The 13,431-nt window shown below is 72.6% G+C and carries 15 protein-coding genes; 11 read left to right on the top strand and 4 right to left on the bottom strand.

Annotation, left to right across the window (positions count from 1 at the left end):
* Window positions 1-16: 16 nt before the first annotated feature.
* The 3 genes from CNX65_RS10560 to CNX65_RS10570 are packed head-to-tail and all read left to right on the top strand — an operon-like array spanning window position 17 to window position 1,384.
* Complete coding sequence (locus CNX65_RS10560) at window positions 17-445, top strand: roadblock/LC7 domain-containing protein (RefSeq protein ID WP_015800902.1); 429 nt, start codon at window positions 17-19, stop codon at window positions 443-445.
* Window positions 442-810, top strand: a complete 369-nt coding sequence (locus tag CNX65_RS10565; protein WP_015800903.1) for a DUF742 domain-containing protein — start codon at window positions 442-444, stop codon at window positions 808-810. The genes CNX65_RS10560 and CNX65_RS10565 overlap by 4 nt, the downstream gene beginning before the upstream one ends.
* Window positions 791-1,384, top strand: a complete 594-nt coding sequence (locus CNX65_RS10570) for a GTP-binding protein (RefSeq protein WP_096492616.1) — start codon at window positions 791-793, stop codon at window positions 1,382-1,384. The genes CNX65_RS10565 and CNX65_RS10570 overlap by 20 nt, the downstream gene beginning before the upstream one ends.
* Window position 1,385: 1 nt before the next feature.
* On the opposite strand, the gene CNX65_RS10575 is transcribed toward CNX65_RS10570, so the two are convergent.
* Complete coding sequence (locus CNX65_RS10575; protein WP_096492617.1) at window positions 1,386-2,684, bottom strand: flavin-containing monooxygenase; 1,299 nt, start codon at window positions 2,682-2,684, stop codon at window positions 1,386-1,388.
* Between the two features lie 356 nt (window positions 2,685-3,040).
* Between CNX65_RS10575 and CNX65_RS10580 the strand changes: the two genes are divergently transcribed.
* A complete protein-coding gene (locus CNX65_RS10580) occupies window positions 3,041-3,997 on the top strand; it encodes a tryptophan dimethylallyltransferase family protein (RefSeq protein WP_232520141.1) in 957 nt (318 codons plus the stop codon).
* A 57-nt stretch (window positions 3,998-4,054) separates the two neighbouring features.
* Window positions 4,055-4,639 (top strand): GrpB family protein, encoded by a 585-nt coding sequence (locus CNX65_RS10585; RefSeq protein WP_096492619.1) that lies wholly within the window; start codon window positions 4,055-4,057, stop codon window positions 4,637-4,639.
* A 21-nt stretch (window positions 4,640-4,660) separates the two neighbouring features.
* Here CNX65_RS10585 and CNX65_RS10590 read toward each other — a convergent pair whose 3' ends face one another.
* The 3 genes from CNX65_RS10590 to eat all read right to left on the bottom strand — a co-directional run bounded on the left by CNX65_RS10590 (window position 4,661) and on the right by eat (window position 7,823).
* Complete coding sequence (locus CNX65_RS10590; protein WP_096492620.1) at window positions 4,661-5,521, bottom strand: 3-hydroxybutyryl-CoA dehydrogenase; 861 nt, start codon at window positions 5,519-5,521, stop codon at window positions 4,661-4,663.
* Between the two features lie 131 nt (window positions 5,522-5,652).
* A complete protein-coding gene (locus CNX65_RS10595) occupies window positions 5,653-6,309 on the bottom strand; it encodes a CAP domain-containing protein (protein ID WP_157767579.1) in 657 nt (218 codons plus the stop codon).
* A 98-nt stretch (window positions 6,310-6,407) separates the two neighbouring features.
* Window positions 6,408-7,823, bottom strand: coding sequence for an ethanolamine permease (eat, locus tag CNX65_RS10600; protein WP_096492621.1), 1,416 nt, complete (start codon window positions 7,821-7,823; stop codon window positions 6,408-6,410).
* Window positions 7,824-7,944: 121 nt separating this feature from the next.
* Here eat and CNX65_RS10605 point away from each other — a divergent pair, with 121 nt between their 5' ends.
* The 6 genes from CNX65_RS10605 (at window position 7,945) to CNX65_RS38300 (ending at window position 13,348) form a co-directional block, all read left to right on the top strand.
* A complete protein-coding gene (locus CNX65_RS10605) occupies window positions 7,945-9,294 on the top strand; it encodes a glutamine synthetase family protein (RefSeq protein ID WP_096492622.1) in 1,350 nt (449 codons plus the stop codon).
* A complete protein-coding gene (locus CNX65_RS10610; RefSeq protein ID WP_096492623.1) occupies window positions 9,275-9,976 on the top strand; it encodes a gamma-glutamyl-gamma-aminobutyrate hydrolase family protein in 702 nt (233 codons plus the stop codon). The genes CNX65_RS10605 and CNX65_RS10610 overlap by 20 nt, the downstream gene beginning before the upstream one ends.
* Window positions 9,973-11,331: an aldehyde dehydrogenase family protein gene (locus CNX65_RS10615; RefSeq protein WP_096492624.1), complete on the top strand. Its 1,359-nt coding sequence runs from the start codon at window positions 9,973-9,975 to the stop codon at window positions 11,329-11,331. Before CNX65_RS10610 ends, CNX65_RS10615 begins: the two co-directional genes overlap by 4 nt.
* A 60-nt stretch (window positions 11,332-11,391) precedes the next feature.
* Window positions 11,392-12,159 (top strand): 3-oxoacyl-ACP reductase, encoded by a 768-nt coding sequence (locus tag CNX65_RS10620; protein ID WP_096492625.1) that lies wholly within the window; start codon window positions 11,392-11,394, stop codon window positions 12,157-12,159.
* Between the two features lie 13 nt (window positions 12,160-12,172).
* Window positions 12,173-12,874, top strand: coding sequence for a FadR/GntR family transcriptional regulator (locus CNX65_RS10625; RefSeq protein WP_096492626.1), 702 nt, complete (start codon window positions 12,173-12,175; stop codon window positions 12,872-12,874).
* A gap of 129 nt (window positions 12,875-13,003) precedes the next feature.
* Window positions 13,004-13,348: a YlcI/YnfO family protein gene (locus tag CNX65_RS38300; RefSeq protein ID WP_373565507.1), complete on the top strand. Its 345-nt coding sequence runs from the start codon at window positions 13,004-13,006 to the stop codon at window positions 13,346-13,348.
* Window positions 13,349-13,431: the final 83 nt, after the last annotated feature.

The following is a 13,431-nucleotide window of genomic DNA, read 5'->3' on the forward strand; positions in this document are numbered from 1 at the left end:
GAAAGGCAATTCCCTGATGAGCGACATGGGCCAGCACAACGAACTCAACTGGTTGTTGGAAGACCTGGTCTCCCGCGTGGTCGGCGCCCGACACGCGGTCGTGCTGTCCGCGGACGGCCTCCTGCTCGGACGCTCCGCAGGGCTGTCCAAGGACGACTCCGACCACCTCTCCGCGATGGCCTCGGCCTTCCAGTCACTGGCCAGGGGCACCGGCCGCCACTTCGGCGGCGGCAAGGTGCGCCAGACCATCGTGGAGATGGAGCACGCCTACCTGTTCGTCACCGCGGCCGGGCACGGCGCGTGCCTCGCGGTGCTCGGCGAGGAGGACTCGGACATGGGCATGATCGCCTACGAGATGAACATGCTGGTGAAGCGGGTGGGAACCTACCTGTCCTCCGCCCCCAGGGGCGGATCCGTGCTCCCCGGCGCGCGCAGGTCGTCATGAGCCGAGAGGACTCGTGGTACGACGAGGCGGCGGGCCCCCTGGTCCGCCCCTACGCGATGGTGCGCGGGCGGACCCGTCCCCTGCGCCCCGAGCTGCACCTGGTCACCCAGGTGCGCGCGATGCCGTCGCCCTCGGACCCCGACGCGCTCTCGGTGGAGCACCTGGAGATCATGGAGCTGTGCAGGCGACCGCTGTCCGTCGCGGAGGTCGCCGCCTACCTGGACGTGCCGCTGATGGTGGTGAAGGTGCTGCTCAGCGACCTGATCCAGCGCGGTGACGTCGTCGTGCGCGACCCGTCGCGGGTCGCCGAGATCCCCGACCGGAACCTGTTGCAGGCTGTGCTGGATGGTGTTCGTGGAATCTGATCGGTCGGGCGGGGAGCTGCACGTCCCCACCCCAGTCAAGATCGTCATTGCCGGTGGTTTCGGCACCGGCAAGACGACCCTGGTCAACTCGGTCAGCGAGATCCCCGCGCTGCACACCGAGGAGGTGCTGACCGAGGCGGGCGTCGGCGTGGACGACGTGGTCGGGCTGGAGAACAAGGAGACCACCACGGTCGCCCTGGACTTCGGCCGCATCACCATCAACACCGAGGTGGTGCTCTACCTCTTCGGCACGCCCGGCCAGAACCGCTTCTGGTTCATGTGGGACGAGCTGGCCCACGGCGCCATCGGCGCGGTGGTCCTGGTCGACACCCGCAGGCTCGACAGCAGCTTCCCCTCGATCGACTTCTTCGAGCGGCGGGGCATCCCGTTCATCGTCGGGGTCAACTGCTTCGACGACGCCCACGGGTACGCGGCCGAGGAGGTCCGCAGCGCGCTCGACCTCGGCCCCGGCGTCCCGATCGTGCTGTGCGACGCGCGGGACCGGGAGTCGAGCAAGTCGGTCCTGGTGAGCTTGATCCAGCACACCATGGACCGGCTCGACGCGATGGCCTGAGTCAGGCGGGTTGGGCTGCGGGGGCGCCTCGACGCTCCCGCAGCGCCGCCAGGTAGCGGGCGAAGTCCACCTGGACCGAGTCGCCCGCCGTGCGCCCGTAGCGCGCCCTGGCGGCCTCCAGGTGGGTCCGCACCTCGGCCTCCATCTCCTCGACCGGCGGCAGGGCCGCGCGCCCCTGCACCAGGTCCGCGATCCACCGGCCCTGCTCCTCGACCAGTCGCGTGATCGCGCCGAACGGGCGGATCAGCCCGGCGAAGTACAGCCCGCTCTCCCTCGGCGGCACGACGCGCTGGTAGAGCGCGAGCTGCCCGCCCGGCTCGAACCCGAGGCCGTCCGGCAGGAACGGGAACTCGATGTGGAACCCGGTGCAGTGCACGATCTCGTCGACCTCCTCCGCGCTGCCGTCCGCGAAGCGCAGCACCGGCCCCTCGATCCGCTCGACGGCCCTTTTCGGGATGATCGCCCCGTGATTGATCCGGGAGAGCAGCTCGTCGGAGATGGTGAGCGGTCCGCCGAAAACGCGGTGGTCCGGTTCGAGGAGCCCGTAATCGGTCAGGTCGCCCCGGATGACGCGCAGCGAGAGCTCGATGAGCCTGCGCTGCTCCTCGAACGACATGCGCGCCCACCAGGGGGACGACGCGATTTCGTCGATGGCGGTGCCGAACATCGTCTTGGGCACCACGTGAACGCCCCGGCGCTGCACGACGAAAGTTTTCGCGCACACCCTTGACAATTCGACGGCGAGGTCTGCTGCGGTGTTGCCGAAACCGATGACGGCGACCCGCTTGCCCGCGTGCCCGGCGGGGGTCGAGTAGTCGGCGGAGTGGATGGCGCGACCGGTGAAGGTGTCCGCGCCGGGAATGCTCGGGGTGCGCGGGCTCCAGTGGTGGCCGGACGCCACGACGACGTGCCGGAAGTGGCGGACCTCGCTCGCGCCAGTGCTGTTGCATGTTGCAACCGCCCAGGTACCATCCGGTGACCGGGTGACCCCGAGGACGTCCGAGCCGAACTCCACGTGCTCGGTCACGCCCTTGTGCTCGGCGTAACTTCGCAGGTAGGAGGCCATCTGCTGGTGACTGGGGTAGCGCGGGTAGGAGTCGGGGACCGGGAAGTCGGAGTACCCGGTGAGGCCCTTCGAGGTGTTCAGGTGCAGCGAGCCGTACGCCGGCCCGCGATCACCCGGACCCCGGTGGCGCCACAGCCCGCCGACGTCGTCGGAGCGCTCGAGCACCGTCGTCGGGATTCCTCGGGAGCGCAGCGTTCCGGCGACGGCCAACCCCGAGATTCCCGCGCCGATCACGCACGTGTGATCGTCGCTGGGCCGGTCGGGGTATTGACTTGCTGAATTTCCGGTCACAAGTGATGCCACTCTTTCGGCCTAATTCGGTCACGCGCTGTGCGCTCCCGCGCGGTCCGCGCGGGCGATCGCTCCGCGATCCTCCATTGCGCACCAGTTGATCACACGGTAAACCTTGCGCCCGGAGGTGCCTAGTGTCCACTCGCCCTGCTGTGGTTCACGCCTCACGTCGTACGGCCTTGTACGAGGTGGCGGGAACCGCATATCGTGACTTCGCGGCCCAGCAGTGGGTGGCCGCCTGCGCTGCGCTGGATTTTCCGTTCAGCGAGTTGTACCGGACCCTCCACGAGCTCGATTCGGTGCTCGGGCAATGGGCCGACGCGCCCATCGGTGAAGCCCCCCGATATCCGTCGTTCGTTTCCCGCGACGGTTTTCCCCTGGAGTTCTCGGTGAGCTGGCGCGGCGGCGTCGGCGAGGTCAGGGTGCTCTTCGAGTCCCTCGGGGCCGAGCCCACCGCCAAGGGGGCCCAGGAGGCCGGACGCGCCCTCACCAGGGCGCTGGGCGTGCTGCCGGGCGTCTCCCTCGACCGCTACCTGCGGGTGGAGGACCTGTACGTCGCCGACGACCCGGTCCCGTACCGGCCCGCCGTCTGGCACTCCCTGGCGCACCGCAGGGGCGAGGCGAGCCGCTACAAGGTCTACCTGAACCCGCAGACCAGGGGCGTGGACCGGGCGCACGCGGTGATGCGCGAGACCATGCGCAGGCTCGGCCTGGAGCGGGCCTGGGACCACGTCGAGCGCGCGGGCCTCGACCCCGGCCGGGACGTGCTGGAGTTCGTCGCGCTCGACCTGGACGAGCGGGCGGAGGCCAGGGTCAAGGTCTACTACCGCCACCTCGGCGAGGTCGACCTCGACCGCGTCGCCTCGCTCGCCCGCAGGCACGACCCGGCGCTCGCCGCCCCGGTCTACCGGGCCGTGTACGGCGACGATGCCCCGGTCAACGAGCCCATGACCTGCCTGGCGTTCCGCGAGGGCCTGGACACCCCCGACGAGGCCAACCTGTACCTGCGCCTGCCCAGCGTGGTCGCCTCGGACGCGGAGGCCGCCGACCGGGTCGCCGCCGCGATGCGCCTGTGCGGCCTGGACCCCCGGCCCCACCACGACGTGGCGTCCGCGCTCGCGCCGCTGCCGCTGGACTCGGTGGTCGGGCTGCACGAGCTGCTCAGCTTCCGCACCTCCTCGGGCGCGCGTCCGGACCTGGGCGTGTACTTCCGGTTCGGCGTCTACGACTCGTCCGTGGACGGCACCCACGCCTGACCCGGACGCCGCACCCGCGCGGGGAGCGCAGGGGGCCGGTCGCGCTACGGTCGGCGCATGGCCACCGCCGAGGAGATCACCCGCCACCACCAGCCCGGCCCGGAGAACCCGTGGGTCCAGGGCGCGCCGCAACCGGAGGCGGTCGTCATCGCCCCGTACGACCCGGCCTGGCCCGCCCGGTACGCCGAGCTGGCGCGGGACGTCCGCGCCGCCCTCGGCGACGTCGCGCTGGACGTGGAGCACGTCGGCTCCACCTCGGTGCCCGGCCTGGCGGCCAAGAACGTCGTCGACCTCGACGTCACCGTCGCCGACCCGACCGACGAAACCGCCTACGCGCCCGCGCTGGAGGCCCTCGGCTACGTGCTGACCGTGCGGGAGCCCTCGTTCCACGAGCACCGCTGCTTCCGGCTCGTCGAGCCGAGGGCGAACCTGCACGTCTTCGGCCCCGACTGCCCCGAGGTGATCAGGCACCGGATGTTCCGCGACTGGCTGATCGCCCACCCGGACGAGAGGGAGCGCTACGCCGAGGCCAAGCGCGCCGCGGTCCCCGGCGGCGGCACGGTCATGGACTACAACCGGCGCAAGGAGGACGTGCTGCGCGGGATCTACGCCCGCATGTTCGCGGCGGCCGGCCTGCTCTGACCGGCCGCCGGGGGCGGGCGCTCAGCGGTAGTCGTGGAACCCGCGCCCGCTCTTCTTGCCGAGCAGCCCCGCGTCGACCATGCGCAGCAGCAGCGGGGGAGCGGCGTGCAGCGGCTCCTTGTGCTCCTCGTACAGCGAGTCCGCGATCGCCTTGACCGTGTCCAGCCCGATCAGGTCGGCCAGCCGCAGCGGGCCCATCGGGTGCGCGCAGCCCAGCACCATGCCGCTGTCCACGTCCTCGGCCGTGGCGAACCCGGACTCGACCATCCGGATCGCGGACAGCAGGTAGGGCACCAGCAGCGCGTTCACCACGAACCCGGCCCGGTCGGTCGCCCGGATCACCTGCTTGCCCAGCACGTCGGTGGCGAACGCCTCGGCGCGGGCCAGCACGTCCGCGCCGGTCAGCATCGACGGCACCAGCTCCACCAGCTTGAGCACCGGCACGGGGTTGAAGAAGTGGACGCCGACGACCTGCTCGGGCCGCCTCGTCGCCCGCCCGAGCCGGGTGATCGGGATGGAGGAGGTGTTGGACGCCAGGATCGCGTCGGGCCGCTCGACCACCTCGTCCAGCTCGGCGAACACCCGCGCCTTGACCGCCTCCTGCTCGGCGACCGCCTCCACGACCAGGTCCCGGTCCGCGAGGTCGCCGACCTCGGTGCTGAACCGCAGCCTGCCCAGCGCCGCGTCCCGCTCCCCGGCGTCGAGCTTCCCGCGCGCCACGGCCCGCTCCAACGACCCGGCCACCCGCTCGCGGGCCGCGTCCGCCGCCTGCCCGGAGACCTCGCGGACGACCACGTCGACCCCGGCCCTCGCGCACACCTCGGCGATGCCCGCGCCCATCAACCCGCCACCGACCACGCCCACGCGCTGAATGTCGCTCACGACCCGATCCTGCCGGCACCGCCGCCCGCCCACCGGCTCCCGGCAGCGGCCCGCCCCGCCGGCTCGCCGGCGGGGCGGGGTCCCGTGCTCAAGTCCGGCGGCCGGTCAGCCGCTCAGCCCGGACCGGCCGCTCACTCCGGCTCCGGGTCCGCTCCCAGGTCGTCGCGGGGCGCGGTGGGTTTCACCGAGGCCCCCGTCGCCGGTTTGGTCGTCGCGGCCGGTTTGGTCGCGGCCGTGGCGGGTTTGGTGGTGGTGGTGGTCGGTTTCGCGGTGGTCGTGGTCGGCTTCGCCGTCCCGGCCTGCACGCCGTGCAGCGTCCCGAAGTTCTGCGTCCAGTACAGCCGGTTCTTCTTGTCCGGCGCGTACGCGACGCCGAGGTCCAGGTAGGCGCAGTTCATGATGTTCGCCTTGTGCACCGGGCTGTTCATCCAGGCCTTCACCACCTCGGCGGGCGTCTTCTGGCCGAACGCGACGTTCTCCCCGATGGTCTGCCAGTCGTACCCGGCCCGGTCGATCCGCTGGGAGGGGTTGCTCCCGTCCTTGCCGGTGTGGCTGAGCGTGTCCGTCTTGGCCATCTCGTCGTTGTGGCCCTTGGCCGCGGCGGCGAGCTTGTCGTTCCAGGCCAGCGCTGGGCAACCGCCCGCCACCCGCTCCTGGTTCGTCAGCTGCCGCACCTGCTCCTCGTAGCTGGGGGCGGTGGTGGCGGGCGCGGCCACCGCGAATCCCGCCGCGGCGAACAGCGCCGCGATGGCCGCCCCTGCTGCGAGCGTCCTGTGCGTCAATGCCATGCCTCCTCCTCGTGCAGTTCCCGACACCCAGGGGTTCCCGGAAGCAGGTTGAACGGCGACCTCACGATGTGATGATTCTTCGCGACTCTCCGTGCGAGTCAGCCCAGTTCTTGCTCCGCCCGTGCTATCGCGTCGAACTCCTCCTCGGGGGCGGCGGCTACCAGGTGATGCCTGCTGTAGAACCAGAAGTAGGCCAGGGCGATCACCACGATCCCCGCCGTGATCCCGGCCGCGAAGCGGTCCACGAAGAACGTCGCGACCACCGCCGCGACCGCCAGCACGAGCGCGACGCCGGTGGTCACCGCGCCACCGGGCGTCCGGTAGGGACGGTCCAGGTCGGGCTCGCGCACCCGCAGCACGATGTGCGAGACCATCATCAGCACGTACGACAGCGCCGCGCCGAACACCGCGATGTTGATCAGCAGCGCGCCGTCCCGCGTGACCGACGCCAGCGTGAACCCGATCGCGCCGGGCACGATCAGCGCCAGGTAGGGCGTCTTGCGCCGCCCGGTCCGCGACAGCCAGCGCGGCAGGTAGCCCGCCCGCGAGAGCGCGAACAGCTGCCGCGAGTAGGCGAAGATGATCGAGAAGAAGCTCGCCACCAGCCCGGCCAGCCCCACGTAGTTGACCACCCGCGCCAGCCAGGTGTCCCCGCCGTACGCCGCGCGCACCGCGTCCGGCAGCGGGTTGTCCGACGCGCGCAGCGCCTCCGCCCCCGCGCCGCCCGGCGCCAGCACCAGGATCGCCGCCGCGAACACCAGCAGCACCGCCATCGCCGCCATGATCCCGCGCGGCATGTCCCGCTTCGGGTCCCGCGCCTCCTCGGCCGCCAGCGGCACGCCCTCCACCGCCAGGAAGAACCAGATCCCGTACACCAGCGCGCCCAGCACCCCGGCGAACCCGAACGGCAGGAACCCGTCGCCCTCGACGACGTCGAACAGCTTCGCCGCCTCGAACCTCGGGACCATCCCGACCACGAACGCCACCAGCGCCGCCACCGCGACCCCGGTGATGACCAGCATCAGCCGCAGCGCCTCGCCGACCCCGTGCAGGTGCACGCCCACGAACACCAGGAAGCACACCAGGTACACCGGCCACGAGCTGGTCAGCCCGAACAGCCCCAGCGTCTCCACGTACCCGCCGATGAACACCGCGATCGCGGCGGGCGCGATCGCGTACTCGATCAGGATCGCGATCCCGGTCGCGAACCCGCCCAGCGGCCCCAGCGCGCGCCGCGCGAACCCGTACCCGGCGCCCGCCACCGGCAGCGCCGCCGCCAGCTCCGCGAGCCCGAGCGCCATGCAGGTGTACATCGTGGCCATCAGGGCCGTGGCGATCACCAGCCCGCCCCAGCCGCCCTGCGCCAGGCCGAAGTTCCACCCGGCGAAGTCACCCGAGATCACGAAGGACACGCCCAGCCCCGCCAGCAGCACCCAGCCCGCGGCGCCCCGCTTGAGCTGCCGCTGCTCCAGGTAGTCCCCGCCCACGTCCTCGTACTCGACACGCTTGGCCATCTGCGCTCCCCAATGGGCTAGCAGTGATCCTTTTAATGGGGGATCAACGGTGGCGTGGCTCACTCGATGGTGTCAAGATGGGCCGCCAATGGCTCGCTGACATACCTTTGGAGGGATGCGGATGCTCACCGTCGAGGAGTTGCGCGAGCTGGTCGCCACCGGCGAGGTCGACACCGTCCTCGTGGCGGTAGTGGACATGCAGGGCCGCCTCCAGGGCAAGCGCTGCACCGCCCGCTACTTCGTGGACGAAGTGCTGGAGCACTCCGCCGAGGGCTGCGACTACCTGCTGGCGGTGGACGTCGAGATGAACACCGTGCCCGGCTACGCCTCGTCCTCCTGGGACAGCGGCTACGGCGACCTCGTCATGCGCCCCGACCTCGCGACGCTGCGCCGCGTCCCCTGGCACCCGGCCACCGCGCTCGTGCTGTGCGACGTCGAGACCACCGGCGGCGACCCGGTCCCGGTGTCCCCGCGCCAGGTGCTGCGCCGCCAGCTCGACCGCCTCGCCGAGCGCGGGCTGCGCGCCTTCGCGGGCACCGAGCTGGAGTTCATCGTCTTCAACGACACCTACGAGCAGGCCTGGTCCAGCGGCTACCGCGACCTCACCCCGGCGAACCAGTACAACGTCGACTACTCGCTGCTGGGCACCGGCCGGATCGAGCCGCTGCTGCGCGACATCCGCAACCACATGGCGGGCGCGGGGCTGCGCGTCGAGGGCGCCAAGGGCGAGTGCAACCCCGGCCAGCACGAGATCACCTTCCGGTACGACGAGGCGCTGCTGACCTGCGACAACCACAGCGTCTACAAGACCGGCGCCAAGGAGATCGCGGCGCAGCACGGCAAGTCGCTCACCTTCATGGCCAAGTACAACGAGCGCGAGGGCAACTCCTGCCACGTGCACCTGTCCCTGCGGACCGAGGACGGCTCACCCGCGTTCGCCGACGACTCCGCCGAGCACGGCATGTCCGCCGTGATGCGGCACTTCCTCGCCGGGCAGCTCGCGTGCCTGCGCGAGTTCACCTGCTTCCTCGCCCCGAACGTCAACTCCTACAAGCGCTACGCGCAGGGCAGCTTCGCGCCGACCTCGGTCGCCTGGGGCCGGGACAACCGCACGTGCGCGCTGCGCGTGGTCGGCCACGGCGCGGGCCTGCGGTTCGAGAACCGGGTCCCCGGCGGCGACGTCAACCCGTACCTGGCGCTCGCCGCGCTGATCGCCGCGGGCCTGCACGGGCTGGAGAACGAGCTGGAGCTGGGCGAGGAGTTCACCGGCAACGCCTACGCCGCCGACCTGCCGACCGTGCCCACCACCCTGCACGAGTCGGCCGCGCTGCTCGACGGCAGCGCCGCGGCCCGCGCCGCGTTCGGCGACGAGGTGGTCGACCACTACCTCAACGCCGCCCGCGTGGAGCTGGCCGCGTACAACTCGACGATCACCGACTGGGAGCGAGCGCGTGGCTTCGAGAGGCTCTAGGCCGCTCATCGGCATCTCCACCTACCTCGAACGCGCGGCGTTCGGCGTCTGGGACGTCCCGGCCGCCGTGCTGCACCGCGAGTACCTGGACCAGGTGTGGCGCGCGGGCGGCAACCCCGTGCTGCTGCCCCCGGTCGGCGACTGGGACGCCGGGTCGATCGGCTTCCTGGACGGCCTGGTGCTCGCGGGCGGCGCGGACCTGGACCCGGAGACCTACGGGCGCGAGCGCGAGGAGCGCACCGGACCGGCCAGGCCCGACCGGGACGCGGCCGAGTCCGCGCTGGCCCGCGCCGCGCTGGAGCTCGACCTGCCGCTGCTCGGGGTGTGCCGGGGGATGCAGGTGCTCAACACCGTCCTCGGCGGCACGCTGGTCCAGCACGTCGACGGGCACAACCCGGCGCCGGGGGTGTTCGCGGACGTGGACCTCGCCGTCGCGCCCACCAGCGTGCTCGGCGCCGCGCTCGGCGAGTCGGCGACCGTGCGGTGCCACCACCACCAGGCGGTCGACGTGCTCGGCGAGGGGCTGGTCGTGGTGGCGCGCGCGGCGGACGGGGTCGTGGAGGCGGTGGAGCTGCCGACCGCCTCGTTCGCGGTCGGCGTCCAGTACCACCCGGAGGTCGCGACCGAGGACCTGCGGTTGTTCGGAGCGCTTGTCGTGGCGGCGAAGGGGAGCGGGACGTGACCGCGTTGGAGCTGATCAACCCGGCGACGGGGGAGCGGGTGGGCGAGGTCGAGGCGGCCTCGGTGGAGCTGGTCGACGCGGCGATCGCCCGCGCGTCGGCCGCGCTGCCCGCCTGGCGGGCCGTGTCGCCCGCCGACCGGTCCCGGCTGCTGCGCCGCTTCGCCGACGCGGTCGACGGGGCTCGCGAGGAGCTGGCGCTGCTGGAGGTGCGCAACTCCGGGCACACCATCGGCAACGCGCGCTGGGAGGCGGGCAACGTCCGCGACGTGCTGCACTACTACGCCGCCGCGCCGGAGCGGTTGTTCGGCAGGCAGATCCCGGTGCCCGGCGGGCTGAACGTCACCTTCCAGGAGCCGCTGGGCGTGGTGGGCGTGATCGTGCCGTGGAACTTCCCGATGCCGGTGGCCGCCTGGGGCTTCGCGCCCGCGCTGGCGGCCGGGAACACCGTGGTGCTCAAGCCCGCCGAGCTGACCCCGCTGACCGCGCTGCGCCTGGCCGAGCTGGCCCGCGAGGCGGGCATCCCGGAGGACGTCCTCCAGGTCGTTCCGGGGCGCGGGGACGTCGCCGGGTGGCGGTTCGTGACGCACCCGGACGTGCGGAAGGTGGTGTTCACCGGGTCGCCCGCGATCGGCCGCAAGATCATGGCCGGGTGCGCCGAGCAGGTGAAGCGGGTGACGCTGGAGCTGGGCGGCAAGAGCGCGAACGTGGTGTTCGCCGACGCCGACATCGAGCAGGCCGCCGCGACCGCGCCGTACGGGGTGTTCGACAACGCCGGGCAGGACTGCTGCGCCCGCTCGCGCATCCTGGTGCAGGAGAACGTGTTCGACCGGTTCATGGAGCTGCTGGAGCCGGCCGTGCGCGGCGTGGTGGTGGGCGACCCGCTCGACGAGAAGACCGAGATGGGGCCGCTGATCTCCGCCGCGCACCGGGAGCGGGTCGCCTCCTACGTGCCGGACGGCGCGCCCGTGGCGTTCCGGGGGAGCGCGCCCGACGGGCCGGGCTTCTGGTTCCCGCCGACGGTGCTCTCGCCCGTGGCGCCCACCGACCGGGTCGTGGTGGAGGAGGTCTTCGGCCCGGTGGTGGTCGTGCTGCCGTTCCGCGACGAGGAGGACGCGGTGCGCCTGGCGAACGCGGGCGACCTCGGGCTGTCCGGGTCGATCTGGACCCGCGACGTCGGCCGGGCGCTGCGGGTCTCGCGCGCGGTCGAGGCCGGGAACCTGTCGGTGAACTCGCACTCGTCGGTGCGCTACTGGACGCCGTTCGGCGGGTTCAAGCAGTCCGGTCTCGGCCGGGAGCTGGGTCCGGACGCGCTGGACGCGTTCACCGAGGTCAAGAACGTCTTCATCGCCCACTGACGTGGTGCTCGCCGGGACCTCGCTCAAGGTCCCGGCGCTCGGATCGAGAGGGAGCAGGGCATGGTCGAACGACTCCAGGGCCGCGTCGCGGTGATCACCGGTGGCGGCAGCGGCATCGGGCTGGCCTCGGCGCGCAGGTTGGCGTCCGAGGGCGCGAAGGTCGTCGTGGCCGACGTGGACGCGGACTCGGGCAAGGCGGCGGCCGACGAGGTCGGCGGGCTGTTCGTGCGGGTGGACGTGACCGACGAGGAGCAGGTGCGGGCCCTGTTCCAGACCACCGCGGACACCTACGGCGCGGTGGACGTGGCGTTCAACAACGCGGGCATCTCCCCGCCCGACGACGACTCGATCCTGACCACGGGCATCGAGGCGTGGCGGCGGGTGCAGGAGGTCAACCTGACGTCGGTGTACCTGTGCAGCAAGCACGCCATCGGGCACATGGTCGAGCGCGGGCGGGGGTCGGTGATCAACACGGCGTCGTTCGTGGCGACCATGGGCGCGGCGACCTCGCAGATCTCGTACACCGCCTCGAAGGGCGGGGTGCTGGCGATGACGCGGGAGCTGGGCGTGCAGTTCGCGCGGCAGGGCGTGCGCGTGAACGCGCTGTCCCCCGGACCGGTCAACACCCCGCTGCTGCGGGAGCTGTTCGCGAAGGACCCGGAGCGCGCCGCGCGGCGGCTGGTCCACGTGCCGCTGGGCAGGTTCGCCGAGCCGGAGGAGATCGCGGCGGCGGTGGCGTTCCTGGCGAGCGACGACTCGTCGTTCATGACGGCGTCGAACTTCCTGGTGGACGGCGGCATCTCCGGCGCCTACGTGACGCCGCTGTGAGCGGGACGTCCCCGTGGTCGAGCTGACCGACGCGCTGTTCCGCCCGGTGCGGGCGGGCAACGCGTTCGAGGAGACCGTGGAGCGCCTGGTGCAGGCGGTGCGCCTGGGCGTGGTGTCCCCCGGCGACCGGCTGCCCGCCGAGCGCGACCTGGCGGCCAGGCTCGGGGTGAGCCGGGCGACCCTGCGGGAGGCGCTGAAGTCGTTGCAGGACAACGGCTACGTCGAATCCCGCAGGGGTCGCTACGGCGGCACCTTCATCACCGGCGACCTCCCGGACCCCACCTCCGGGGCGGCGGGCGTCCCCGGAGAGCTGTCGGACGCCCTGCTGCTGCGCGCCGCGCTGGAGGCGGGCGCCGCGGAGCTGGCGGCCGGGACCGCCCTGCCCCCCGAGCGCCGCCGCGACCTGCGCGCCCGCCAGGCGGACTGCGCGGAGGCGGGCCTGCCGGACTACCGCCGCAAGGACTCCAGGCTGCACCTGGCGATCGCGGAGGCGGCGGGCTCCCCGTCCCTGACGGCGGCGATCGCGGACGTCAGGATGCGGGTGAACGCCCTGCTGGACCACATCCCCCTCCTGCCGCCGAACCTGGCGCACTCGAACGACCAGCACGCCAGGGTGGTCGACGCCGTCCTGGACGGCGACCCGGAGGCGGCGAGGCGCGCGATGGCGGAACACCTGGAGGGAACGGCGGCTTTGCTGCGCGGCTTCCTGTCCTGAAGCCCCGGTGCGCTCGCGCGATGGGGCGGTCATGCGCCGAACCGGCAGGCTGGGCGGCGCGGCGGGCCGAGGGCGTCCGCCGCGTCCCTGCCCGAGCTCGTCACCGCGCTGGACCGGGTGGCAGGACCGGTGGAACGCGTCGTCGCCGAGTCGGCGGTGGCGGGTGGGCCGTGGCGGGTGGGCGCGCTCGCCGAGCGGCTCACCGCGCCGCCCGCCGACCCCGCCGTCGACGCGCCCGCCCCCGACGTCGCGCCCGCCTTCAGCGAGGACGGCCCCACCGCGCGCATCAACGTCCGGCTCCCCGAGCGGCTCAAGGCCGCCGTCGAGGAGGCCGCCGCCGGGGAGGGGCGCTCGGTCAACGCCTGGCTCGTCCGCGCCGCCGCCGACGCCCTCCGGCTGGCCGACCGGCACGCGCGCGCCGCCGAACCCCGTGCCCGGCGCGGCGGCAGCCGGTTCAGCGGGTGGGTCCGCTAGCCGCACCCCGCGAAGAGCACGACCGCACCACGACCTCCCCGCCCGTGCGGGGAGGAGTTCGACGCACCCGGAAAAACCCGAGA

This window comes from Actinosynnema pretiosum (assembly GCF_002354875.1).
Classification (GTDB): domain Bacteria; phylum Actinomycetota; class Actinomycetes; order Mycobacteriales; family Pseudonocardiaceae; genus Actinosynnema; species Actinosynnema auranticum.